The sequence below is a fragment of the Calothrix sp. NIES-2100 genome (assembly GCF_963875285.1).
In the GTDB taxonomy this organism is placed as follows: domain Bacteria; phylum Cyanobacteriota; class Cyanobacteriia; order Cyanobacteriales; family Nostocaceae; genus Aulosira.
The window spans coordinates 2,094,237-2,118,471 of record NZ_CAWNLA010000001.1 but is presented as its reverse complement, the minus strand read 5'-3'; the positions used below and the strand labels follow the sequence as shown (position 1 = coordinate 2,118,471).

Sequence of the window (24,235 nt, the reverse complement as noted above, 5' to 3'; positions counted from 1 at the left end):
GGCGTTTATCGCGGTTAATTACTCATTAACTTATCTCACCGCCACATCATAAACTCTAACATTGGCGGGCCTGATGGAAATTCACTCCAGGTAACAGAAGCACCAGAAGCCGCTAAGGCTTTTTCTAAATCGCCTTTGGTTTTTAACGCACTTAAAATAGTTCCCGCTTTCTGAAAGCCGATCCTAACTGTATTACTGCTGACTGCTGGACTCTGATTAGGTGTTGGCGTTGTCTGTTCTGTGGGTGTTGTGGTTGGTGTTGTTGTTGCTTGCTGGCTTGTGCTTGAAGAACAAGCTGAAACAAATAAAACTAAGCCAAGCCCAACTGCAAATAGTATAGAAAAAATCCGGATTCTTCGCTGCTGAAACTTTTGCAGAGATTCAAGAAAAATGTTTAATATTCGAGATGAAAAGAGCTTGGACAACATAAATACTCTGTTTCTAAAAGTAAACACCTAGGCAACACCAAACCATCTACAGTAAATGGATTGAATAACCGTAGATTGAAGTGATAAAAATCACAAAACAACAATCTGTCTCTGAGGCGTAGCCTAGAAACCTAGCGATGGAATTATTTCAGCATAATACTACGGTATATGTACCAAAATACAGTTAATTAAAGTAAGATTTATCAAGAGTTGATGAGAGCAGATGAGCCGTTCGCAATGACCGATCGCATTCTGCAACAACAAATTGCCTACTATCGTGCTAGAGCCGACGAATACGATCAGTGGTTCTATCGCCTTGGGCGTTACAATCGCGGTGAGGAAATAAACCAGCGCTGGTTTCAAGAAATTGAGATTGTCAAACAAGCTTTACAACAAATTGGACAAGCTGACGAAATCTTAGAATTAGCTTGTGGAACGGGAATTTGGACACAAGAACTTGTAAAAATTGGTAATAAAATTACTGCAATTGATGCTTCAGCAGAAGTAATTGCAATTAATCGCAGCAAGTTAAATTCACCGAATGTAGAATATCAGCAAATAGATTTATTTGCTTGGCAACCTGATGCTGAATATGATTTAGTATTTTTCTCTTTCTGGTTATCGCATGTGCCGCCAGAATTACTTAACTCATTTCTAGGAAAAGTTTATAAATCTGTGCGTGTCGGTGGGCAATTATTTATTATTGACTCGCGCTTTGAACCCACATCTACAGCTAATAACCATATTCTTAATGATGATGGCAGTATATATAAAAGCCGGAAGTTAAATGATGGGCAAGAATTTCAAATTGTGAAAGTTTTTTATCAGCCAGAGGAACTGCAAAAGCATCTGACAGAATTCGGTTTTATAGCTGATGTAAAATTGACAGAGCATTATTTTATCTATGCTAATGCTACGAAGCTTGAGAATTAATCTGTGAGAATAAGTAGGTTTAATACTGGGATCAAGCGTGATTTTATATAAAAATATTTGTTTAATAGACTAACTTTAAGCTGACCATCATCAATATAGAGTAAATAATAAATCGCAACGGTTTTTGCATTGAGGTTTTTTGATTTCGCATCAATATGCTCAAGCGCTTCCAGGGCTGAACAAATCTCGCATGTAGTCTGGAATATTAAATAATAATAAGTCTTTGTGGTTCAAAATATTTTGCCACAAAGACTTATTATTGCACCAATTGTCTAAATTAAAGCTATAAATATTGATCTGCTACTGCTCATGTGCAGGGACTTATGGCGAAAATATCTTACTCTATTTTTGAGCCGCACCGACTGCGGTAGGTTCACCAAGCACTTTGCTAAATCTTTCTATGTAGAAGTTGACAGGATTTTCCACAGCTTTAATTGATTCGCGATCGCGCAATGTATTCCACCATTGTTGGATACGTGGTGTTTCTGATGGTAGGCTGAATTTGCGGAAGTGTTCTAGAAGGGGTAAGCGCTCAAACCAGGGATAGAAGCTGATATCCACTAAACTTACTTTGTCCCCTAACCAGTAAGGGCCATTTCCAGACAGCTTACCTAATCCTTCTTGCTCTATATATAAGAGGGATTCGATAAATTCTCTATGTCCTTGTTCCTGTTCAGCGCTATCTTTACCGCGCAGTAATTTGTTAAACGCAGGGACAAAGCGGGTGTTGGCGTAGTCGATCCAAATACGAGCGATCGCTTTTGCACCAGGTTCGCGGGGTAATAAAACTGGCTCTGGAAAGACTTCTTCAAGATATTCATTGATAATGGCAGATTCATAAATCTCCAAATCCCCATGTTTAATGGCAGGGACTTTACCATAACGCGAAATCTGCGTGTAGCCTTCGGGTTTATTTTGTAAGTCTATTTCAATAGGAGTAAATTCAATTCCTTTTTCTAGCAAAACAACACGGGTTCTTTGGGAGAAAGTTGAGGCTTTGGCGAAGTAAAGCTTTAGGTTAGTCATGAACTACTTTCCTTGTGTTTTACGTGATGAGGTATTGGAGATGATGAATTTTGAGATTACTTTGACAAGTATCTACACCAGCCACTTAATTAAATACGGTTAATCGCTCGTCTTACCGTATAATACTTTATATCATGTTGTCAACACCAGAAAAAGCCTTGTAAAGCTGATGAAAGCTCCTTTTGACATAAATTTAGTTTATCTAAAAATTAGTAATTAATAAATTTAGGGCTACGTATACTTTGTTAACTGAAGACTTGTATTGTCGTGAGGGTTATGCAATACTGCTAAATAATCAACGGTAAGTCGGTCGAATAACAGTATTTAATTTGCCTGATGCACATACAGCACAGACAAATCATTCAGATGCTTTAAGAATCAAGCTAAAATTGCTGCTTTTTTCTTAAAGTTATTGCTGGTACAAAAAATTATTGATTTGAAAGACTGTCCCTCCAAATTAATTCCCTTGACATCTATAGGGTATAAACAAATATCGACGTATTTATTGTTGTTCGTTGTTTGTTAGAAGTATTCTCCAATCCAACTAAGAAAACTTAGCCAACACAGATTTGCTCACCCTTTTAGGGTCGTCTGACTAAAAACACCTTAGTCCTTAACCTCCCTAACACAGTGCTATTTTAGAGACAACCTATGACCGCCACAGTTAAACCTTCATATATCAATATCTTTCGTTGCTTTACACTGCTTGTAGTCCCTGGATTGTTAACCATAGCTACATCGTTGACGTTAGTTAGTTGTACACAACAAAGCCAAAAAGCAGATAATAAATCTCCTGCTAGCAATGTATCGGATGCTAATACCTCAAAAATCAAAACTAAGGTACTCCGCATGGGGTATCAACAAGCAGGCGATTTAGTTAGGGTCACCAAGGTATTAGAAAAGCGGCTAGAACCCTTGGGTGTCAAGGTTGAATGGGCACAATTTGCCCAAGGGCCACAGCTGATGGAAGCAATGAATGTCGGCAAAATAGACTTGGGTTCTGTCGGAGAAACTCCGCCCATCTTCGCCCAAGCTGCTGGCGCTCAGATCACTTATGTTGTGGGTCGGCGACGGACTGAAAATTCTGGGAAAGGAAGTGCGATCGCTGTTCCAACAGATTCTCCGATTAAGAGTATCAAAGAGATTAAAGGACAAAAAGTTGTTTTCCAAAAAGCTTCTGCATCTCACTATTTCATCCTCCGAGCTTTGGAAGAAGCGGGTCTGAAATATAGTGATATTCAAGTTTTGAGCATACCCAACGTAGAAGCGGCGAGTGCTTTTTTAGAAGGGAAAATTCCCGTGTGGGTAACTGGAGATCCTCATCTAGCGCGAGCTGAAAAATTGGGTAAGGCGCGGGTGATTAAAACTAGCGAAGGACTTGATTCACCTGGTGGATACTATATCGGTTCAAAACAGTTTGCAGTTGAAAATCCAGAACTGCTTAGGATTGTGATTGAAGAAATTGATAAAATTGAGCGCTGGGCTGAGGCGCATCCCAAGGATACTGCCAAGTTAATTTTACCATTTCAAAAACTACCCCCAGATGTGATGGATTTGGTAATCAGCCGTCGTAGTTTTGGATTAAGAGCCATTTCGCCAGATTTAATTAGGGAACAACAACGAGTTGCAGATTACTTCTATAAAAACGCCTTGATTCCTAAACCGATCAATGTTAAAGAAGCGACGCTGACGGATGAACAGTATGCAGCGATTACACCACCCACAATCAGTCAAAAATAGGATGGGGACTGGGGACTGGGGATTAGGGACAAGGGGAGAAATTCAAATTACCCATTACCCATTACCCATTACCCATTACCCATTACCTTTGACTCTTGACCCAAAATATTTACTTTAAATCTCAAGGAGTTTTATATCTATGGCACTGACCCCTTCAACAATGATACCTGTAGGCACTTTAGCACCTGATTTTCATTTACCAGATGTGGTTACAGGTGAAACAATTTCACTCTCTACCTTTGCTGATAAAAAAGCATTGTTAGTAATATTTCTCAGCCGCCATTGTCCTTTTGTGCAACATATTAAATGGGAATTGGCAAAACTGGGTAAAGATTACAGCGATCGCAATATTGGAATTGTGGCGATTAGCGCGAACGATATCAATACCCACCCTGAAGATGCGCCAGAATTACTCAAAGCCTTTGCCAAAGAATTGGATTTATCCTATCCTCTGCTTTACGACGAAACCCAAAAATCTGCGAAAAACTTCTTTGCTGCTTGCACTCCAGACTTTTTCCTGTTTGATGCTAACCGCAAGCTTGCTTATCGGGGACAGTTGGATGATAGCCGTCCCAAAAATGATAAACCTGTGACTGGTGCTGATTTACGCAGAGCCATTGAAGATGTTTTGCGCGTAGACGCGGAGCGGCTTGTCGCCGGACATCGCGTGATTACTTGGGAACAAAAGCCAAGTATCGGTTGCAATATTAAATGGAAGCCAGGTAATGAACCTGCTTATTACAAAGTACCCGCAGTTGCAGTATAGAAATTTGGATATTCAATAGACTCTCTAGGAATAAGGTGTGATGAGGTGCGATCGCGCACCTTTTTTTATTGTTGCATCATCCCACCTAAATCAATTCAAATAATTTTGGCGACACATAAAATTATTCATAAGGGCACAACATGTTGTGCCCCTACCCAACTGTCACATTCTTTTTTTAAATAGGTATAATATAAAAAAACTCCAACCACTAGGAGATAGAGTTTCCCGCTGACTTCCTATTAATTTTAAATTTTGAATTTTGAATTCCCCTCAGGGGTTAATTGTAATTTTAGTAATCGCTCTCCTGCTTTTGCTAAAGTTTCTGGCTGCTTACTAAAACAAAATCTAATAAAATTCTTAGCCGTCTCTGATTGCGCAAAAAAGCTAGACCCAGGAACTACGGCAACCCCAATTTCTTTAATTAAATATGTAGCGAAGTCCACATCAGTTTGATAACCAAATTTGGAAATTTCAGCAAACACATAGTAAGCTCCTTGAGGGATAAAATAGGGAATACCTACTCAGGGGGATGTAAGGATACATAACGAGGAATTGCACCAGCTAAAATCGCATCGGGACCGTAGTTTTCATAATAGGGTTCAAATACGATTACCTCATCACCAGGGTTAAGAGTAGCCAGCATTACCGCCGCCATTGCTTCTGTTGAACCGCAGGTAACAGTGATTTGTCTTTCTGGATCAATATTTAACCCTAAATACCATTTAACTTTTTCTGCGATCGCATGACGAAACGCTTTATCGCCCCAAGTGATCGCATATTGATTAATATCCTCGGAAATTGCTTCAATTGCGGCTCTTTTTAACTCTGCTGGACAAGGAAAATCAGGAAATCCCTGCGCCAAATTCACAGCACCATACTGTAATGCGACTCTCGTCATCTCGCGAATGACTGACTCTGTGAACTGGTTTGCCTTATCTGAAATTCTGTGCTTTCCTACCGGAGTCACGTTGATGCCTCTAGATAATTTATAAACTACTTTAAATTGATAAATTTAACGTGTATTTTAGCAATAATTAGCCAATAAAAAGTAGGATAAGACGTGAAATATTAGGGTCTGAGAAAAGGTTAAGGAGTAAGGGGGAAAGGTTTGAATGGGCCCTTTTCCCTTTCCCCCTTAACCGAACCGTATTGATATCACACTTGCATTTACCGCCCGACGCTAGCTACGGAATGCAAGCAGAGAACACATTTTTTGCCGCTCAGCGACCGGTCATTTGCTCGAGCTTTTCGGGGTATCTAGCTCCTTGCACCGTGATCCTGGAGGCGGCATCATCAATGTCACGCAGATCGTTGGGCGTGAGTTCGACTGAGATGGCCCCGATATTTTCATCCAAGCGATGCAGCTTGGTGGTGCCTGGGATCGGAACAATCCAAGGCTTTTGGGCCAGCAGCCAGGCGATCGCAATCTGAGCCGGTGTCGCCTGCTTCTGTTCTGCGATGCTGCCTAGCAGATCAATCAAAGCCTGATTCGCCTTGAGAGCTAAGGGCGTGAAGCGAGGTAGGGTGCTGCGGAAGTCAGAACTGTCGAAGGTTGTGCTTTCGTCCATCTTGCCAGTGAGAAAACCCTTACCTAGGGGGCTGTAAGGGACAAAGCCGATTCCGAGTTCCTCAAGGGTCGGTATCACTTCCTTTTCAGGAGTCCTCGTCCACAGCGAATACTCGCTCTGAAGAGCAGTGACAGGCTGAACCGCGTGGGCGCGACGGATCGTTTGCACTCCTGCTTCCGAGAGTCCAAAGTGCTTCACCTTACCTTCCTGAATTAGTTCCTTCACCGCTCCCGCCACATCTTCGATCGGCACGTTTGGGTCAACCCGATGCTGATAGAGCAGGTCGATTGTCTCCACCTTGAGTCGCTTGAGCGAACCTTCTACAGCCTGCTTGATGCGCTCCGGCCGACTATCCAGCCCAGGTGAACCCTTCATTCCACGGGGATCGGAATTAGGACTCAGGTCGAATCCGAATTTGGTGGCGATGACCACTTGCCCACGGAAGGGAGCGAGGGCTTCGCCCACAAGCTCTTCATTTGTGAACGGGCCATAGACTTCGGCGGTATCAAAGAATGTAACGCCGCGTTCGATGGCGGCCCGAAGAAGAGCGGTCATCTCCTGCGTGTCTTTGGGTGGGCTATAGGAAAAGCTCATTCCCATGCAGCCCAGCCCAATCGCCGAAACTTCCAGATTACTGTTTCCCAGTTTTCGTTTTTGCATTGTTTGAACTCCTGTCTTTAAATTAAAGGTTAGAATTATCCCCGCAGTAGACGAGTGTGGGTCTAGTGACTTTGCGCTGGGACTTGAAGACACTAAAGCGTCTTTTGTTGGACACCATGTTGAATACAGAGATGACCCGAGCCTAACCCTGTTTTGTCACTTTAGACTCGCTGCCCACACACTCCAGTACCGACTCTGCACCGCCAGAGGTAATCTCTTGCAAGGCTGCGATCGCACTCAGCCGAACCACCAGCACTATCCTTACCAAGGCTGCCTGGTTGGGCCAATCGTAAATTCGTTCACGTTTGTGTCTTCTGGCTGGTCAATCGCAAACGCCACAACATTGGCTACTCGATCTGGTGAGATACCATATTGCTTATACAACGCTGTCATTTTTTCAGCCGCATCTTGGTCAGTAATCCGATCTAACAACTCAGTATTAATTGCAGCAGGATAAATTGTCGCAGTCCGAATGTTAGTTCCTTCTTGAGCAGATTCCATACGTAGAACTTCCATGAAATCGCGTACAAACCATTTCGTCCCACCATACACAGCACCACCTGGATAAGCTTTTAATCCAGCGACCGATGAAGTTGTGATCACATGCCCAGACTTTTGGCTAATAAAAGTTGGTAACACCGCAGCGATACCATTTAGCACACCCTTGATATTGATATCAACCGTTTGATGCCATTCATCAGTTTTCAAGGCAGAAAGTGGAGAAGTGGGCATGATGCCAGCGTTCAAGAAAATAACATCGACGCCTCCAAATGTTTCCTTGGCAAGCTTGACGATCTGGGCGTTATCCGATGGGTTAACCACATCCATCACTTGATAAAATGCTTGTCCGCCAGCTTTTTGAATTTCATCAACCAATTGTCTCAATTGCTGCTCGCGTCGCGCGCCCAATACGACTTTAGCGCCTTTGCTTGCAAGCAATTTTGCACTGGCTTCACCAATCCCTGATGATGCACCAGTAATAATCACAACTTTGTCTTTAATCATTTCCGTACCCTCTTTATTGCGATTGAAGCTCGATTTTCACTTCTACAGAGCCAGGTACATTAAATGCCTCGATGCCACCATCTATTTTTCCGAGGATAATGAGTCCGTTGGCGTATCCTCACAAGGGCGAGAACCAAAATCAACATTCTCTGCTGGCAGTTTTTCCCCTTGATGGAAAACCATCTCAACAACACTAAGATATTCCTCCATACTGCTCGTCGCTGACCTTTTCCAGCCAGTCCACAGGCTTACCATCAAGCCATTCCTGAATAGCGATGTGCGTCATCGCTGTGGTTGGCGTGGCACCGTGCCAATGCTTCTCACCCGGCTCAAACCAGATCGTGTCCCCCGGACGAATTTCTTCAATAGGGCCGCCCCATCGCTGTACAAATCCGCAGCCAGCCGTTACGATCAAGGTCTGTCCTAATGGATGAGTGTGCCATGCTGTCCGCGCACCAGGCTCAAATGTGACACTGGCTCCAGACGTGCGTGCTGGTTCGTGCGCCTCAAATAAGGGGTCAATGCGGACAGTACTTGTAAAATACTCGGACAGTCCTTTGGCTGAAGGCTGTGAGCCACTTCTTTTAATGTCCATATTCTTAATTCCTTCACTTGATGCCATTTCGGGTGGTAGCAGGCAAGTCTCTTGCCCAATCAAAACTGAGTTTTCTCTTGAATAAAAATCCAGAATGCTTATAAGAAGCCGAAATCATTTTTCATTACTTTAGCTTCATTCTAAGAATCTTCAAGGGCAAGCGATAAGACGATCGTCTAAGATAGTTGTACAATCCTGCAAACTTAGAAATGAACGCTGGCAAAACGAGTGAAACTTCCGATATCGATTTAATGAACGACCCGCAGGCAAAGCGCGAGGTAGACAGAGCGCAAGCTAACAGAGACGAACTGAAAGAGCGGATTGCACAGGCTATTCGTCATGATGGGACGATTGAGCCGCTCAAAGGATTGCACTTCAACCGCTCCTCTTCGCCTTCGGAATGCCTTCATAGTGTCTCTATCCCTGCCTTTTGTGCGATCGCTCAGGGTAGCAAAGAAGTTCTTCTGGGCAGCGATCGCTATCAGTACGACCCGATGCATTATCTGCTGGCTACGGTCGAACTGCCAATTGTCAGCCAAATTCTGGAAGCGTCAAAGGCGCAACCGTACCTTAGCCTTCGCCTGGATCTCGACCCCACCCTCGTTGGTTCAGTGATGGTCGAGGCAGGGTATCCCTCATCGCGCAGCCGTGCTGATGTGAAAGCGATTGACGTAAGTCCGTTGAATGCAAATCTTTTGGATGCTGTAGTGCGGCTCGTCAGGCTTCTAGATTCCCCTGCTGAAGCTCATGTTCTCGCACCACTGATTAAGCGGGAAATCATTTACCGACTCCTGATGGGAGAGCAAGGTAATCGGCTCCGTCATATTGCAGTTCTGGGTGGCTACACCTACCACATCGCCAGAGCAGTGGAGCGACTTCGTAAAGATTTTAACGAGCCACTTCGGATTGAAAGCATTGCCCGCGAGCTGGGAATGAGTGTCTCGGGCTTTCACCATCACTTCAAGTCTGTCACTGCAATGAGTCCCTTGCAGTTCCAGAAGCAACTGCGGCTCCAGGAGGCTCGCCGTCTGATGTTGGGGGAAAGCCTTGACGCTACCAGTGCTGCCTATCGAGTGGGGTACGATGATGCCTCACACTTCAACCGGGAGTATAAGCGGCTCTTTGGTGCCCCACCCATGCGCGATGTGGAACGGCTGCGAGAAGCTGCTAGGGAGACTGCTAGTTCTATATGATCTCCTCAATATGCCCTAATTTTGCCAGAAATAGCCAAAACATTGTGGAGACGGCATAGAGCTGAGATATCGATACTCTTGGTGAATATACTATGAGTTGTACCTTAAAGTATATGCTTACAGGAGTTGAGATAGCTGCCGCATATCGTTAAAAACTATCTTAGCTCCAGCCTCAGCAAGAGCAGTGCGTAGACGCGCAGCGGTGAGGGGGTCGCAGTCTTGGCGGTTCCCGTCGATTGCGAACCCCCGAACCCGAAGGGCTTGTCGTGAGACATCGCTATGTTGAGCATAGCCAAAAACGGTCATTCCTGCCGCACATCCTGCTTGCACACCCGTTACAGAGTCTTCAATCACAACACAATGTTCTGGATTTGTATTCATTTGCTTGGCTGCATAGAGATACACATCGGGAAAAGGTTTGGGGCGTGAAACATCATTAGCGCTATATATTTTGCCATCAAATTTATGTAGAAGCTTCGTTAATTTCAATACCATTTGAATATGACGGTGACTACTATTTGATGCCACACATTTAAGTAATGTAATCTGCTCCAATACTTCGCTAATGCCTGGAACTGGTTTTAGTTCTTGCTGCAAGGGAGCGATTTCTCGCTCTTTACAAAGTTCCATAAAGTTTTTGGGCAATGGTTTTTTGTAAGATGTCTCGATAATCTCTAAACAGGTTTTTAAGGACTTGCCAATAAATTTTTGAGTTACTTCTGCATAGGTGATAGGAAAGCCAGCTTCAGTGAGCGTTTCTGCAAAAATGCGATTAAGAATTGGTTCGCTATCAACCAAAACTCCATCACAATCAAAAATCACAAGCTCGAACCGATTTTGACCCATATTTTTGCCTCAAATTTAGCATTCTACCATTGGAGTGCTAACTACATATTCTTAACTAGTGATGAGCGATCGCATTTCTTCTGGTAAATCTTATCGAGCTGTTTTGCCAATAATTTCATATTAGAAAATACATTGTTTCTTTCCGCTAATTCCTCATCACAAGAATATTTTAAAGCATAGATTCCTGCTGAACGTGCGGCTGGAATTCCCACATCGCTATCCTCAATGAAAACACAAGATTCAGGCAAGAATCCCATGTTATTTGCTGCGTATAAAAATAAACCGGGTTCAGGTTTGCACGAGCCAATATCATAAGAGCTAAACAAGCGATGTCTGACGGCAAGCCGCTCCGCGTCTACGCCAAAGTAATGCGACAGATTGGTTACATTGAGAGCCTTGCGAATTTTTGCCATTGGCGCACTTGAAGCAACACAAACAGGATATTCCAGGGTTTTTAACATCTCTGGAACGCCTGTTACTGGCTGCAAATAAAATTCGGCGTTGCATAATTGATTCAGGAGACTATGATAAAAAGAATCCAACGCAGTGCTGGATAATCTTGATTATTTCTCCCTATTTTCCATTTCCTACTTCATTTGGAGTTCATCATGCCAGAACCACGCTATGGTATTTGGGCACCTGTTGGTGGTAACTTTGGCCCTTTAGATACTGAAGAAGAACCTGTTGATGCTAGTTATGAGCGATCGCGATCGCTGATTTTAGAAGCTGAACGTTTAGGGTACGCTACAACTTTGGTGGCACAGCACCTCGTTAACCCACGCAGTTTAGAGTTAGAGCAACTAGAAACTTGGACTGCTTCTGCGGCTTTAGCTGAAGCGACAGAAAAAATAGAGATTATCGCTGCCATTAAGCCTTTGCTATTTCATCCTGCTGTTCTGGCTAAGATGGCGTTAGGGATTGACGCTATTAGTCGTGGACGTTTTGCCATCAACTTGATTAGTGCTTGGTTCCGCCCAGAGTCGGGAAAGTTTTTTGTTTTGGTTGGCTGTGCGATCGCACTACTTCTAGCATCTGGTTAAAAGTCTCCGGACTTACACCACACAAGCGTTTAAAGTCTTCTGGCTTTAAGCTTTTTACTTGTTCGTAGGTCATCAATGCTACCCAAATCTAACCTACTTTTCCCACGCATTTGGGACTTTTGCAAGAGGTCTACTATCTTTATCACGTACCTCTGGTAATACCGTAGGAGTTTCCCTGATAGGTGCAGTGTTTGGCGGCTTAATCGCTAGTGTTGCGGCTGGTGCAGATGTATCTGTTGCTCCTCCGGAGGCTATTGTTACAGGATTCCAAGGCACCTTTCGTTTTGCAACGCTAATTCTGTGTGTTGCTGCGACGGCTTCAGTTTTGAGGTTACGTAATCAAAGTAAGTGAACTACCCCACAGCATAGGCGGATGGGGCTTCTAACATCAGGTTGGAAGACACCATCTTAGGCTTGCGTCCACGAATTAGTCTTACCGAATTTGAGATTTTAGATTTTCACGAATTAAAAACATGATTTATGACCAAGCAGAATTTGATCTACGCTGTGAGTGGGGGGCACAAGGAGTTGCTCAACTTGCACCAATTAGTGATGTCATTATTATTGTCGATGTTCTCTCTTTCTCAACTTCGACAGAAATTGCCACCAACAATGGCGCAATCATTTATCCATATCAATGGAGAGATGATTCTGCAATTGATTATGCCAAGTCTGTACAAGCAGAATTATCAAAAGGTCGGATGTCAAAAGCAGGTTATTCACTTTCCCCTGCATCTTTAACTAAAATTCCTGCGGGAACTAAGTTAGTTATACCTTCTCCAAATGGTTCAACTCTAACATTGCTAACTGGTAAGACTCCAACAATAGCTGGCTGCTTGCGTAACCCTGAAGCCGTGGCAAAATTTGCACAAAAATATGGTTCAAGAATTGCAGTAATTCCCGCCGGTGAAAAATGGGAAGATGGGACACTGCGACCAGCTTTTGAAGATTTAATTGGTGCTGGAGCAATTCTGAGTTTTTTGGATGGGAGCTTATCTCCGGAAGCAGAAACTGCTGTAGCCACATTTTATGCTTTGAAAAATGATTTACTAGCGTACTTAAAAAAATGCAGATCCGGGAAAGAATTGATTGCTAAAGGTTATGAGTTGGATGTTGAATTAGCAGCAGATTTTAATGTTAGTGATTGCGTGCCTTTCTTTAAGGAAAATGCTTACATCAATGGTGCATATCTGAACTTTTAAAGACATAAGGCGTGATTTTTGAATTAATTTTTAACTCCTTTACCCTCCGACCATTCCCAATCCTTACTCTGAATAACGTATGGGAACTTCAGCATTCAGCCATGCTAAAAATTTTTCATTAATATTCGTGGGTGATATTTCCGCTATGAAGTTAGTGTAATTAATGTGCTGACTAATTAATTTTTCAATCTCATGGCGATAACCTGCTTGAGTTTTGACAATTAGCACTACTTCTGGCTCTTCTGTAATTTCTCCTTGCCATATATAAGCGCAGGTAATCGGAAACCAATTGACGCAAACAGCAAGTTTTTCTTCTAACAAAGTACGACCGATTTTGCGGGCTTCATCTGTATTATTTAAGGTGATGTAATACAGTATCATGGTAGATTATTCAAAGATTTTAAAATTTCTACTTAATTTAGATTATTACATAGTACGTATATGCAGAGCAAGCAACTTTTAGGCGTGTGTTACTACTAGGACATAAATGAATAAAGTAGTTGAGGAAATATCACTTATGCAAAACATCAATTTGGTGCCTAGACCTATCAAGACCAAGATTAAGAAAAAGTAATTAATTTGTGGGATCGTTGCACTTTAGTAGTGCCTGGGAATGATCCTCAACAAGATATTCGGCTCAAATTGCAAGTACAACCAGAATTATTCCTTGTTAGTCTGATTGAAACTCAAGTTGTTGCCACTATCATGGCAGGGTATGAGGGTCATCGCGGTTGGCTCAACTATTTAGCTGTAGTGCCCGAATATCAACGGCAAGGTATCGGTCAATATAAGGTTGAGCAAGCAACTATTAAACTCAAGTCTATGAATTGCCTGAAAATTAATATACAGATACGTACTTCAAATATAGATGTTCTTCGGTTTTATGAGCATCTTGGTTTCAAAATAGATGATTTTATTAGTATGGGTAAGCGTTTTTGAGCCGTGTAAAAGTTTTATTTCTTGAAGATTAAAAGCAATACTATCGCCTTAAAATAAGTAATATTGTTTGATGGAAATCCATAAGATAAAATCCAAAATTTGTATAAGGGGAGTTAAGAGTAATGACAGAAAATACTGTTAAAATCACTGGTTTTCACGCTCATGTTTACTTCGATACAGCAACCCGTGAGGCGGCTGCACGTATACGGGAAGGATTAGGCGCTAATTTTGATGTCCAGCTTGGACGTTGGCATGACAAGCCTATTGGCCCTCATCCAATATCAATGTATCAAGTTGCATTCTCTCCAGAACAGTTTGCCAAGGTTGTTCCTTGGTTAATGCTCAATCGTGAAGGTTTGGACATTCTTGTTCATCCTTCAACGGGTGATGATGTGGCAGATCATACAGAGCATTCTCTGTGGCTAGGAACGAAACTAGAGCTGAATATCAAGTTTCTTCAACAGATTAGAACAACATGAGCTTTTGTGAAGATACTGATTGCGCGATCGCTCTTTACATCTACAGCTAAGGCTTGCACAGCAGAGTTTTTCAAACCAGTGAAATCTAAAAGTGCTTCGCCTAGATTTTCTAATTGTTCTGGGGATAAATTTTCAATGCGATGTCTTCTCTACGAGACGCTACGCGTAGCTTGCTTCCCGTAGGGTACGACAAGCCGCTTTGCGTCTACGCGCAGTTCTTGAGGTAATTCTCCCACCCGTCGAGTTAGTTGACGAAGAATGAGGTCAACAAAGTAGCCAGTACCAGCGATCGCAAAATCAAACTCGAAAGTATCATCGTTTACCTGAGCTACAATGCGATCGCCTTTTTCCTGTGCCGATTTCCAAGGTGCACCTATCTGCACCTTGGAAATTGGAGAAAGCAATTACTCGCTCAATTGCGTCCGGTGGTGATGTGGAACCTACCTGGCGAAAGCGCCAAGCCTAGAACCAGCGAGCTGCATCAGGTAGTTCTGGATAGTTGAAGTAAGCACCAGGATAACGCCGCAGCGCAAATGCAAAGACGCTACCGGAGCCACTACCACCTACTATTGTGACATTATGGTCGATGCCTGGGCGATGTCTAGCGACAAGCCGCTAGCCTGCGGCAACGCTCCGCGAACGCGTCTACGCTCACCCAGTTTTCTGGATCGGTGCCAATTAGGCGTAGTGCCTCACGAGCGCCAAAATCGAGATCAGTCGTTGTTGTCATGTCGATAGTTTAGGGGACTGGGGATTGAGGGACAAGGGGAAATAACCAATGCCCAATGCCCCATACCCTATGCCCTTACGAAACTTTTATCTACTTGTGGTAATTCGATTTGAGCTACTTGGGATTCGATGGCTGTACCCTTGAAGAAGTTGGGGTTAGCTTCGGTGTAGAATTTGTAGGGATTTGCGAATACATAAGCTTTGAAGTCAGCTTCGGAAATTACGCCTTCTTTCACCAATTCCCAGCTTTCTGCGAGAGGATCTGTCAAATCGGGTACATCCCAGTGACCGACATCTGAGGAATAGATGGCGTTAATCTTCACGTTTAAGGGATTGGCTTTGTCGTTGAATGCTGCGCCGATGGTGCGATCGTCAGATTCGGAACCAAAGAAGAAACTATTCACCCAGCGATCGCGAATATCTTCTATCTTTTCAATTCCAGCTGCGGCAAAATCTTCTAATTCCTTACCAACTGGTTGACGGCTATGACGGCCGAATGAAGAACCCAGTACACTCTTGGTTAATTCTTCTTTGCTGAGGGAATATCCTTGAGTGATTTCGCCACCGAAGCGTTCAAACAACTCATATAATTCATCAGCATTGGTAAGGTCTGGGTTGTAGTTTTGTAGCCCTTGAAGATTTCGCTTGGAGTAACGATCCACTAAATGAATGTAGACATGAGCGCCCCAATCTGCACCACCTTCCAGCATCCCGACGCGCAACTGTGGAAAACGCTTGGTGACACCACCAAAGAACAGCGCTTTCGCAAATGCTTGGGAACCATCGGCAAAGTGACCGATATGGTTGTTCATGTAGTTGCTGATAGACGAGCGACCAGTCCAACCTTGGCTGCCGTAATGGGTAGTAATGGGCACACCCAATTCTACGGCTTTAGCCCAGAATGGATCGTAGTCATATTCGCTATCTAGCCCGAAGAAATCTATATATGAGGCATATCTGGCGATTTCGGGGAATTTATCTGCGGGATATTTATCTGCGATCGCTTTAATTGGCCGCTTTACACCACCAGGAATATTTGCTACTTTTAAACCTAGTGTATTTACTGCAAATTCTAATTCCTCAATAGCTTCTTGAGGGGTAGTCATGGGGATACCAGCTACTACCGTCAGGCGATCGCTATATTTACGATAGATATCAGCATGATAGTGATTAACCGCTCTTTGCAATGCTTGACGGTTTTCTGGACTGGCTCCCGCTGGTGCTAAAACATTATTGGGAAATAGTACAGAATAATCTGATCCCTGTTCCGCCTGACGTTCATATAGTAAGGCAGGTAGGGTGTAAGTAGCTAAATCTAAGGTATTGCGGGTAACTCTCGCCCACCAAGGAGAGCGAATTGTGCGGTTGTATTGGCGTTCTTCAGGAGTTTGTTGATACCAGTCTTTACCGTTTGTCTTGGAGTTAAGACGAGATGATTCCGCCTTCCGCAATTCATCTACAAGTTTCGCACCGCCATAATTAGCAATGTAATCTTCCAGAGCAGGCGTGAAATCATTGGTGTGAACGTCGGTGTCGATTATCGGATAATCTAGGGTGGCTCTGATTGCAGCGGAGGGTGAAGTTTTTAATCTGCTATATTCAGTCATCTTTTTTTCCTTCTATTTGGCTAAGATTTTCAGATTATGTAGGGCATCAAGTACAGGTTAGTAGGAGGCGATCTGCAAACAAGACGCTTTAAAAAGTAGGGTTTAAGCATCAGTGAACAGTCCTGAGTATCGAGTCCTGAGTGTTGCAGGACTTAAGCACAAGTAACGGAAAAACAAACCGCAGAGGACGCAGCGAAAAGTCTGATCGGAGGAAACCTCCGATCAGAACTTTTCAAGACAGAGTACACGGAGAAATAAGAGTTTGAGAGGTTTTTTGCGTAATTCCTATATTGAATGCTGTTTCTCTAAAATCTGGCTACAGATAAATCTTTGCGCCTCCCTGTGATCAAATGCGACAGATGTTATTTGTAGGGGCGGGGTCTCCCCCATACGTGTCAACTTAACGTCAAACCCTTATCAAGGCGTGATTTTGAATTAAATCACCTACCATCAATATCCGCGTTACCCCACCCCAGTTTTGTCTAAAGCCAAAACATCCCCTCCCCGCTTGCGGGGAGGGGACTGAGGGGTGGGGTAAAATGCCTGTGGGATAAGCGTTTTAGCTTAAGTTGACACCAATGGGTCTCCCCGCCCTTATCAGGATGTCGCCATGCAGAGACATGATGGCCAGTAGCTTGAATAAATGCACCTAAACGAAACTTGCGTGTTGTACTCATCTGCTTTTTTCTATTCTTAAGATAGTGCGACGTAGTGCGATCGCTAATGCAAACTTGGATTGAGAGTTATAAAATCCTTTAAAAGTCAAGCTTTGAGGTAATCGTGTCTGGCACTCAGGTATTGACCTATGACTAGACGCTCAAGATAAAGCTTACACAGTACACCCAAAAAAATCTGTACTGGAAAACACAAGCTTATGATATACGAATTATTAGCTTATCAAACATTAAATATTGCAAACTATCTGGAAATGGTGAAACTAGAGTTTGAGATGGGGGCTTGAGCGATCGCATCCCAAATAAACTAGTGGTCTGTCCCATAAGTTATGAGGGACTGTAGTGTGAGCGAGACGCTCACGCGGGCTTTTCGGCCCGCACTACCAAAAACCCAGCAAAATTAATGGGACAGACCAATAGTCTTTGGCTTTTTTCAAAAAGTAGAGTGGGCATCACCCACCCTACGAGTGGCAAGAGGAAAGTTAGGAAATGCAACAGGGAAAGCTGCAAGTATGTATCATATCTGTTGGACTATTGGGTCTGTCCGTGTTGATGACGACAAGTTAAATATTTTGCAACAAAAACATATATAGCAATCCGCTCTTGGATTTGTGAAATATTATATGCAAAGTTGTTGACTGTTAACAGTCAACGGTCAACAGTCAACAGCCAAAACCGATATTTTTCACAACTGAAATAGGATTGCTATATGAGTCTGACATGGTGTTTTGCGATCGCCAGACGAGCTACACTAATTTGAGTAGGCTCTGTTGAGTCCAATCTTGGTGGATATATCGTACCACGCTATCGGCTTGATTGGAGTCAATCACATGGGTGGCGTGGCGTTTTAACTCGACAGTGGCGTTGGCAACTGCGATCACACTATCGGCAATACCGACATTGCCCCCTTCGCAGACTTATAGCAAGTTGAAAATTGATTACGAATTGGTATTAAACACCATGCCGCTTAAACCAAGCTTGGAGGCGTTTCCAGCCTTCTTTCGCTTCTTTTTTCCGGTAGGAGGGGCGATAATCAGCAAAAAAGGCGTGGGGTGCATCGGGATAAACGATGATTTCTGATTTGCTGCTGCTGGATTTGAGTTGTTCTCTCAGTTTTTCTACTGTATCCAAGGGAATACCTGTATCTTTACCACCGTAGAGTCCAAGAACTGGAACTGTCAGCGTTGACGCAATATCTACGGGATGTTTGGGTTGAAGTTCAGTTGCATCACCAACTATTCGCCCATACCAGGCCACACCTGCCTTAACTTTGGGATTATGTGCTGAATATAACCAAGTAATGCGACCACCCCAGCAAAAACCCGTAATACCCAATTTATCAGCATTTCCCTTTGCAGATTTTACAGCCCAGTCTACCGTGGCATCAAGGTCAGATAGTACCTGAGCATCGGGTACTTTAGCTACTATCGGGCGAATTTCGTCAATACTGCTTAATTTTGACACATCACCCTGACGAATAAATAATTCAGGTGCGATCGCTAAATATCCCAACTTGGCAAAGCGACGGGCGACATCCTGAATATGTTCGTGTACACCAAAGATTTCTTGAATCACCAGCACAATCGGGAAATTCTCGCCCGTCGCTGGTTGCGCTCTATAAGCCGGAATTTCACCATCTTGCACAGGTATTTTCACCGCACCTGCGATTAATCCTTTAGCATCAGTGGTAATGACTTGAGCCGAAATAGGTTGTACTGCTAGAGCAAAGCCTGTAGCAAGGGTAGCAGTTGCGATAAAGTTGCGGCGTGTTATCTCTTTGATCATCTTTATGCCTTGAGCTATCCGGGTTTAATTTTTATTGTGTCAGGAACTAGGGATTAGGGGCTAGGAATTAGGGAAGGTTAATTTTCATACTCTCGTTCGTTGTGAGCTTTTGTTTGTGGGTTTCCACTTTCTGAAATTGATGCCAACGAAACTCTATTTAGTTAGTCTAATAATTAGTTTTACATAAATTTACGTAATCAGATATTTTATTGTCTAAGAACTTGAATTTTACCTATAGACATGTAATACTCATAAGTTAAACACCGTTAAATCGGTCAATAAACAGTATTTATAATTTTTGAATCAAGTACTGTATAGAGAGATTATTCACATCTTCGTAATGGTCATGCACAGAAAAATTCTGTGAGTCATGTCTGTTTTCTGGTGAGAAGTTAGTGTTGCAAATAAAGGGGTGACGCTTGTGAGTGCAAATCAATTGAATTCAACGAAGCAGTTTTTAGCAAGCCAGGAATTGTTGAAGTCAGATTTTGATATAAATTGGCAGATTCCGAATCCGTAAATTTCTGCTGAAAGCTACTCTCGCTGAACTGTGGATAAAGGGAAAAGGTAATTTACCTGGCTCTTTATCCCTTTTCCTAATTCTAGGTTTGTCTCACGCAGAGGCGTATATATTTAAGGAGTAAATTCGTGAATAATCATATCGGTAAAGAGTCTTCAGACAATATTTCCGATCTCAATTTAGTAGCTGATGTATTGGATGCGTTCTTCTCAGCCTAATTTCTTTGTGGTCTTCGATCGCGCTGGAATTGATCCCTTTACCCAACGTTTCCCCATTACCCTACGGTTAGAGGGAACTGTGCGCGGTACAGGCGGCATCAGAATTGCAGATTACACCTGCGCTACCTCTGTTAGTGGACTCTACGCTGCGGGAGATGCGGCAACTAGAGAGTTGATTTGTCGTGGCTTTACAGGTGGAGGTAGTCACAATGCAGTTTGGGCAATGTCTTCCAAGCTGTTATTAACTACTTTGAACCGGAAAAATTCCTCGATATAATTGTCAAATTTTGCTGACAAAAACACTAGTTCAAGCTTTGGGTATGGAAGGATAAATGATTCAAGGTATCAGCCATTTTACATTTATCGTCAGGGATTTGGAGAAAATGACAAAATTTCTCACAAGCATATTTGATGCTCAAGAAGTATATGCGAGTGGTGAGCAAATTTTCTCTATCTCCAAAGAAAAATTTTTCCTGATCAATGGCTTGTGGATTGCGATTATGGAGGGTGAACCTTTAGCCGAAAAAACCTATAATCATATAGCTTTTAAAATAGCCGCAGAAGACTACGAACTTTATGCTGCGAGAATTAAGAGTTTGGGAGTGGATGTCAAAGAAGATAGAAACCGTATTGAAGGCGAAGGAAGTTCTTTATATTTCTATGACTACGACAACCATTTGTTTGAGTTACACACAGGTACTTTGAATCAGCGGTTGCAAAATTATCTAAGCGTAAAATAAATGCTATGCGATCGCACAAAATTTCTGGTAAGATGAAACTATCTCGACTTTGCTACGGTAAACTGATTAGTTTACCGTAGTTTAACTGTCTAAGGAACGATATTTCTACCAAATCCATCTAGTGTATTTTTAACTGCATTGATATATCCCTGGTCATTCAAAGCCTCTGAAGGTAACCTGTTAGTGTTGACTGCACTGCGAACAATATCTTTAGGAGTGATTTGTTTTGCTTGATAAGCCGAAAACAGTTCACTATAACCAGGAATACCTTGGTCTTCAAAGTAACCTTGATAAGCCAAAGAAACAAGATTAAAAGGTTCTATCCGAGTTGTAGAAAGCGAGTTGCTAGCTAAAGCTGTAGAATTGACCGCTATTTTTTCAGATGCGAAAACAGGTGCGGTGGCTGTAGAGATTAGCAGTAACGATAAGCTACTAAGAATTAAACGTTTCATCATATAATTCCCTGGGACTGAGTAGGATAAGTCAAGTCAAAGACAAGCTTTGCTGTACTTGCTCCTATATTGTCAGCGAACGGATGGGGAAACTTCTTTCTCTAGTAGGCTATTTCTATCTCACTCAATTGACAGATTTTTAAAGTAGGTATACCTCCACAGAAATAAATAAGCAAAGTTTTCATTCTTGGTCGGTAATCAACCAAACCAAAAAAAACGAAATTAATAGAATTATTAATGAGATGATTTCACGAATCATTTGTCAATAGTCAGTTGTCAGTTGTCAGTTGTCATTTGCTTCCTTGTCCCCCTTGTCCCCTTCCTTCCCTAGTTCCTAATGTATTAATTATGTAACTCAAGGCTAACATAAGTGCGATCGTCAAATGACTCTCTACCTGGTGCGAGTCCTCTTTGTCCTAGATAAAGGTCATAAAATAAAGGGTCTTTAGCAATAATTTCTGAGAGAATTGTCTCGCTTTGTGTCAGAGTTGTTCTTAAATCTGGATAACCATCACTAGCAAGAACTACCGACTTAACTTGCTCAGGAATTTTGATGACTTCAATGTATTTCTTAGGGACTTGATCGCCATTAATCACACCGTAACCAAAAGGTTCTGTTGGAGAATTAGATAGGAATGCTTGCAACCTATATATAGATATAAGGAAATTTTGACTGGGATCGTTTTGCAATAATTCTGCAATTGTTTTACCCTGAGCCAGATAGGAATGCACAATCAAAGAACGTAACTGAGTCGTCACTTCATCCACTTTGCTGAGGGGATTGTGACCTTTTCCGTCTAATAAATATTGACAATCTCCAACCCGCCAAATTTCTCGACGCGCATTCGAGAATATGATGATTGCAAAACACGGGGCAAAAATTGGAATTTTATCTGATTTAACTATTTCTAAAGATTGTTTTACTGCTTGAGTTAACTGCTCAATGGCTTCTGTAGCATTACTATTAGGAGCAAGACTTTCTAAAGCTTGAGCGCCTATTTCTGCTACAAAACTACCTGGAGAAAGCCCGTTATAACTAGCACCAGAGGTATCCGTAGCTCCATCTAAAACAGCTACAAAGTGTTGGGTAATCACAAGGCGATCGTCACCTTGTGTTGGCTCTCCGTACTTTGATCGGCTCAATGATTCAACTACTGTGAAGCTTGGGTTTGGATTCATATTAAGTATCTTACCTCACAGTTATATATACCAGATATTAAATCCTGAGCAAAATAACTATCAGTTTATTTACTAAGCGTATTTAATACCTATATCTGTAGATAATGACATACAATGCTTTCACAATCAACTCAAGTACAAGGTTTTTAACCCTAGGGAATATTTGCTATTAAAAACTTGCTGTTATGAAGCTTTTATGTAACTATTCTATATGGTTAGTATTAAAATACTGTAAATAAAACTATTTAACGTATTTTGAGGTTATATGTACATGAATGTACATTTATCTGCGGTTTTTAATAGACATAGCTGACTATATCCGGGTTTTTGTGAGCAATTTTCCTGCCTACGATGAAAGCTGGGTCACAAATTTTTGACGATGTCTATATTCATCCATCAGACCTGAGAAATTGTAGCGACAAAAACAAGAATGTCTACGACTTATTTCTGATGTATGTTGGGAAAAATCTCTCCCATAGTCCGCAACTTAAGCGATAACTCAACACATTAACTAAATATCTATGGATTTTCAAGAGCAGTCTACGCTCAACAATACAACTGCATTTAGCAATCTGTTAGCGAATCGGACGGCTATTTTCATCTTAGCGTAGGCGTAGCCCAACCTAGGCATCGCCTGTGGATTAGCAATAGCAAATGTGTATTACAATCAACCTCTGTTAGCAGATATGGGTAGAAGCGACTTTCATAGCAATCCAATTCGGTACTATACGGTAGATATGCCAAAATTTCATGTTTGATATTCAGCAAATTCACGTATTCATAAATCATAAACTGTACTAATTAATCTAGTGAAAGTAGCAATGCCAATAAATTTAGGGCTTGTTACTATTTTGCCTTCTAGATTACCAGCAGGTGAATATGATGACAGAACCAAACCGCATCATCAAAGATAATTTCATGTATCCTCGCAGTCGTTACTATAGTCAAGTGAAACCACAGAACTTAGTATTCAATGCGAATCTTCAAGAATTTTCTCAAAAAGTTGCTTATATTTCCTGCCTGGAAACAAACGGTAAACTTTCGCCGGAAGAAGCTTATCAGGATATTGAAAAAGTGTGGGAGCAGTTAAAAAAATCCAAAAAGGAATTAGGAATTACCAATAATTGAACTTTCCTATTTGCCCGGATTTCTAGAAATTTACCAATCTTGTAGTGTTGGTCGAATGAGAATCTCATTCACATTTACGCGGGATGGCTGTGTCAGGGCGTAAACGATCGCGGCCGCAATGTCTTCACTTTCTAACGGTGTCACAGAACTACGACGTGCTTCTATGTTTTGTTTGGCTATGGGGTCGGAAATTCGGTCATTAATCTCTGTATTAACTAAACCAGGCTCGATAATAGTCACACGGATGTTTTGCTTGCAAACTTCTTGCCGCAAGGATTCTGAAAAACCATTGACACCCCATTTTGTTGCGTTATATACACCAATACCAACTCGTGCCGTTCGCCCAGCAACGGATGAAATATTGACGATATGCCCTGCACCTTGAGCTTTCAAGATGGGTAATACTGCATGGGTGACATACAGCAATCCCAACAGATTGAGATTAATCATCTCCTTCCAATCGGCGGTATTCCCACCATCGATCGCACCCACAGCAGCAATACCTGCATTATTGACGAGGATATCTATGTGACCGAATTCTGTCTTGGTTTTCTGGACTAAATTCTGTACTTGAGTCTCGTCTGTAACATCAGTAATAATAGGTAAAGCTTTGCCACCAATGGTAGCAACCTTTTCTGCTAGGGCATTTAAGCGATCGCCTCTGCGAGCAGCTAGTACTACTGCTGCTCCTTCTGCTGCTAGTGCTAGGGCGGTGGCTTCACCAATACCAGAAGAAGCTCCGGTAATAATTGCGACTTTGCCGTCTAATTTACCTGTCATGAT

General features: G+C 42.3%; 29 protein-coding genes and 1 pseudogene. 11 read left to right on the top strand and 19 right to left on the bottom strand.

The window, feature by feature from the left end; translation table 11 throughout:
- Positions 1-35: 35 nt before the first annotated feature.
- Entirely contained in the window at positions 36-428 is a 393-nt protein-coding gene (locus AACU32_RS09075; protein ID WP_096599274.1) for a hypothetical protein, read from the bottom strand.
- Between the two features lie 237 nt (positions 429-665).
- Here AACU32_RS09075 and AACU32_RS09070 point away from each other — a divergent pair, with 237 nt between their 5' ends.
- On the top strand, positions 666-1,361 hold the full coding sequence (locus tag AACU32_RS09070; protein WP_339377690.1) for a class I SAM-dependent methyltransferase: 696 nt from the start codon (positions 666-668) through the stop codon (positions 1,359-1,361).
- Between the two features lie 342 nt (positions 1,362-1,703).
- Here the strand turns inward: AACU32_RS09070 and AACU32_RS09065 are convergent, their stop codons facing one another.
- A complete protein-coding gene (locus tag AACU32_RS09065; protein WP_096599272.1) occupies positions 1,704-2,387 on the bottom strand; it encodes a glutathione S-transferase family protein in 684 nt (227 codons plus the stop codon).
- 651 nt (positions 2,388-3,038) lie between these two features.
- Between AACU32_RS09065 and AACU32_RS09060 the strand changes: the two genes are divergently transcribed.
- Both AACU32_RS09060 and AACU32_RS09055 read left to right on the top strand, forming a co-directional pair.
- The gene (locus AACU32_RS09060; protein WP_096599271.1) at positions 3,039-4,127 is read left to right on the top strand and encodes an aliphatic sulfonate ABC transporter substrate-binding protein; all 1,089 of its coding nucleotides are present in this window, start codon (positions 3,039-3,041) and stop codon (positions 4,125-4,127) included.
- Between the two features lie 139 nt (positions 4,128-4,266).
- A complete protein-coding gene (locus tag AACU32_RS09055; protein WP_096599270.1) occupies positions 4,267-4,893 on the top strand; it encodes a thioredoxin family protein in 627 nt (208 codons plus the stop codon).
- 245 nt (positions 4,894-5,138) lie between these two features.
- Here AACU32_RS09055 and AACU32_RS09050 read toward each other — a convergent pair whose 3' ends face one another.
- From AACU32_RS09050 to AACU32_RS09030, 5 genes are all read right to left on the bottom strand, one after another.
- Positions 5,139-5,375 (bottom strand): hypothetical protein, encoded by a 237-nt coding sequence (locus AACU32_RS09050; protein ID WP_339377688.1) that lies wholly within the window; start codon positions 5,373-5,375, stop codon positions 5,139-5,141.
- A 35-nt stretch (positions 5,376-5,410) separates the two neighbouring features.
- A complete protein-coding gene (locus AACU32_RS09045; RefSeq protein ID WP_339377687.1) occupies positions 5,411-5,860 on the bottom strand; it encodes an aminotransferase class I/II-fold pyridoxal phosphate-dependent enzyme in 450 nt (149 codons plus the stop codon).
- Positions 5,861-6,113: 253 nt separating this feature from the next.
- Positions 6,114-7,121 (bottom strand): aldo/keto reductase, encoded by a 1,008-nt coding sequence (locus tag AACU32_RS09040; protein ID WP_096599269.1) that lies wholly within the window; start codon positions 7,119-7,121, stop codon positions 6,114-6,116.
- A 261-nt stretch (positions 7,122-7,382) separates the two neighbouring features.
- Positions 7,383-8,126, bottom strand: a complete 744-nt coding sequence (locus AACU32_RS09035) for an SDR family oxidoreductase (RefSeq protein ID WP_096599268.1) — start codon at positions 8,124-8,126, stop codon at positions 7,383-7,385.
- Between the two features lie 193 nt (positions 8,127-8,319).
- Positions 8,320-8,748 (bottom strand): (R)-mandelonitrile lyase, encoded by a 429-nt coding sequence (locus tag AACU32_RS09030; protein ID WP_339377686.1) that lies wholly within the window; start codon positions 8,746-8,748, stop codon positions 8,320-8,322.
- 182 nt (positions 8,749-8,930) lie between these two features.
- Between AACU32_RS09030 and AACU32_RS09025 the strand changes: the two genes are divergently transcribed.
- Positions 8,931-9,914, top strand: a complete 984-nt coding sequence (locus AACU32_RS09025; RefSeq protein ID WP_096599267.1) for an AraC family transcriptional regulator — start codon at positions 8,931-8,933, stop codon at positions 9,912-9,914.
- Positions 9,915-10,031: 117 nt separating this feature from the next.
- Here the strand turns inward: AACU32_RS09025 and AACU32_RS09020 are convergent, their stop codons facing one another.
- Both AACU32_RS09020 and AACU32_RS09015 read right to left on the bottom strand, forming a co-directional pair.
- On the bottom strand, positions 10,032-10,760 hold the full coding sequence (locus AACU32_RS09020; protein ID WP_096599266.1) for an HAD family hydrolase: 729 nt from the start codon (positions 10,758-10,760) through the stop codon (positions 10,032-10,034).
- Positions 10,761-10,801: 41 nt separating this feature from the next.
- Positions 10,802-11,248, bottom strand: coding sequence for an HAD-IA family hydrolase (locus tag AACU32_RS09015; protein ID WP_339377685.1), 447 nt, complete (start codon positions 11,246-11,248; stop codon positions 10,802-10,804).
- Positions 11,249-11,368: 120 nt separating this feature from the next.
- On the opposite strand from AACU32_RS09015, the gene AACU32_RS09010 reads away from it, so the two are divergent.
- Positions 11,369-11,800 carry an LLM class flavin-dependent oxidoreductase gene (locus AACU32_RS09010; RefSeq protein ID WP_339377683.1) on the top strand — a complete coding sequence of 144 codons (432 nt, stop codon included), beginning with the start codon at positions 11,369-11,371 and terminating at the stop codon, positions 11,798-11,800.
- 93 nt (positions 11,801-11,893) lie between these two features.
- Here AACU32_RS09010 and AACU32_RS09005 read toward each other — a convergent pair whose 3' ends face one another.
- Positions 11,894-12,076 (bottom strand): hypothetical protein, encoded by a 183-nt coding sequence (locus tag AACU32_RS09005; protein ID WP_096599265.1) that lies wholly within the window; start codon positions 12,074-12,076, stop codon positions 11,894-11,896.
- Between the two features lie 197 nt (positions 12,077-12,273).
- Here AACU32_RS09005 and AACU32_RS09000 point away from each other — a divergent pair, with 197 nt between their 5' ends.
- Complete coding sequence (locus AACU32_RS09000; RefSeq protein ID WP_096599264.1) at positions 12,274-13,002, top strand: 2-phosphosulfolactate phosphatase; 729 nt, start codon at positions 12,274-12,276, stop codon at positions 13,000-13,002.
- Positions 13,003-13,065: 63 nt separating this feature from the next.
- On the opposite strand, the gene cutA is transcribed toward AACU32_RS09000, so the two are convergent.
- Positions 13,066-13,383 (bottom strand): divalent-cation tolerance protein CutA, encoded by a 318-nt coding sequence (gene cutA, locus AACU32_RS08995; RefSeq protein WP_096599263.1) that lies wholly within the window; start codon positions 13,381-13,383, stop codon positions 13,066-13,068.
- 192 nt (positions 13,384-13,575) lie between these two features.
- Between cutA and AACU32_RS08990 the strand changes: the two genes are divergently transcribed.
- Both AACU32_RS08990 and AACU32_RS08985 read left to right on the top strand, forming a co-directional pair.
- Positions 13,576-13,941 carry a GNAT family acetyltransferase gene (locus tag AACU32_RS08990; RefSeq protein WP_096599262.1) on the top strand — a complete coding sequence of 122 codons (366 nt, stop codon included), beginning with the start codon at positions 13,576-13,578 and terminating at the stop codon, positions 13,939-13,941.
- A 122-nt stretch (positions 13,942-14,063) separates the two neighbouring features.
- Positions 14,064-14,420, top strand: a complete 357-nt coding sequence (locus tag AACU32_RS08985) for a DOPA 4,5-dioxygenase family protein (RefSeq protein ID WP_096599261.1) — start codon at positions 14,064-14,066, stop codon at positions 14,418-14,420.
- Here the strand turns inward: AACU32_RS08985 and AACU32_RS40670 are convergent.
- The 5 genes from AACU32_RS40670 to AACU32_RS08965 form a co-directional block, all read right to left on the bottom strand.
- Positions 14,399-14,557 carry a DUF4351 domain-containing protein gene (locus AACU32_RS40670; protein ID WP_096599260.1) on the bottom strand — a complete coding sequence of 53 codons (159 nt, stop codon included), beginning with the start codon at positions 14,555-14,557 and terminating at the stop codon, positions 14,399-14,401. The two genes, AACU32_RS08985 and AACU32_RS40670, sit on opposite strands and share 22 nt — an antisense overlap.
- A 12-nt stretch (positions 14,558-14,569) precedes the next feature.
- Positions 14,570-14,803 carry a hypothetical protein gene (locus AACU32_RS40665; RefSeq protein WP_445223168.1) on the bottom strand — a complete coding sequence of 78 codons (234 nt, stop codon included), beginning with the start codon at positions 14,801-14,803 and terminating at the stop codon, positions 14,570-14,572.
- 414 nt (positions 14,804-15,217) lie between these two features.
- Entirely contained in the window at positions 15,218-16,756 is a 1,539-nt protein-coding gene (locus AACU32_RS08975; protein ID WP_096599259.1) for an amidohydrolase family protein, read from the bottom strand.
- A 1,420-nt stretch (positions 16,757-18,176) separates the two neighbouring features.
- Complete coding sequence (locus AACU32_RS08970; RefSeq protein ID WP_339377682.1) at positions 18,177-18,311, bottom strand: HAD hydrolase family protein; 135 nt, start codon at positions 18,309-18,311, stop codon at positions 18,177-18,179.
- 70 nt (positions 18,312-18,381) lie between these two features.
- Entirely contained in the window at positions 18,382-19,212 is an 831-nt protein-coding gene (locus tag AACU32_RS08965) for a dienelactone hydrolase family protein (protein ID WP_096607922.1), read from the bottom strand.
- A 721-nt stretch (positions 19,213-19,933) separates the two neighbouring features.
- Between AACU32_RS08965 and AACU32_RS08960 the strand changes: the two are divergent.
- Both AACU32_RS08960 and fosX read left to right on the top strand, forming a co-directional pair.
- Positions 19,934-20,185, top strand: a pseudogene (locus AACU32_RS08960) (pyridine nucleotide-disulfide oxidoreductase); the annotation flags it as partial.
- Positions 20,186-20,285: 100 nt separating this feature from the next.
- Entirely contained in the window at positions 20,286-20,693 is a 408-nt protein-coding gene (gene fosX / locus AACU32_RS08955; RefSeq protein WP_096599258.1) for a FosX/FosE/FosI family fosfomycin resistance hydrolase, read from the top strand.
- An 89-nt stretch (positions 20,694-20,782) separates the two neighbouring features.
- Here the strand turns inward: fosX and AACU32_RS08950 are convergent, their stop codons facing one another.
- Both AACU32_RS08950 and AACU32_RS08945 read right to left on the bottom strand, forming a co-directional pair.
- Positions 20,783-21,148 (bottom strand): hypothetical protein, encoded by a 366-nt coding sequence (locus AACU32_RS08950; protein WP_339377681.1) that lies wholly within the window; start codon positions 21,146-21,148, stop codon positions 20,783-20,785.
- Positions 21,149-21,487: 339 nt separating this feature from the next.
- A complete protein-coding gene (locus AACU32_RS08945; protein WP_096599256.1) occupies positions 21,488-22,324 on the bottom strand; it encodes a hypothetical protein in 837 nt (278 codons plus the stop codon).
- Between the two features lie 882 nt (positions 22,325-23,206).
- Here AACU32_RS08945 and AACU32_RS08940 point away from each other — a divergent pair.
- The gene (locus tag AACU32_RS08940; protein WP_096599255.1) at positions 23,207-23,452 is read left to right on the top strand and encodes a DUF7219 family protein; all 246 of its coding nucleotides are present in this window, start codon (positions 23,207-23,209) and stop codon (positions 23,450-23,452) included.
- A gap of 30 nt (positions 23,453-23,482) precedes the next feature.
- Here AACU32_RS08940 and AACU32_RS08935 read toward each other — a convergent pair whose 3' ends face one another.
- Positions 23,483-24,232: an SDR family NAD(P)-dependent oxidoreductase gene (locus AACU32_RS08935; RefSeq protein ID WP_096599254.1), complete on the bottom strand. Its 750-nt coding sequence runs from the start codon at positions 24,230-24,232 to the stop codon at positions 23,483-23,485.
- Positions 24,233-24,235: the final 3 nt, after the last annotated feature.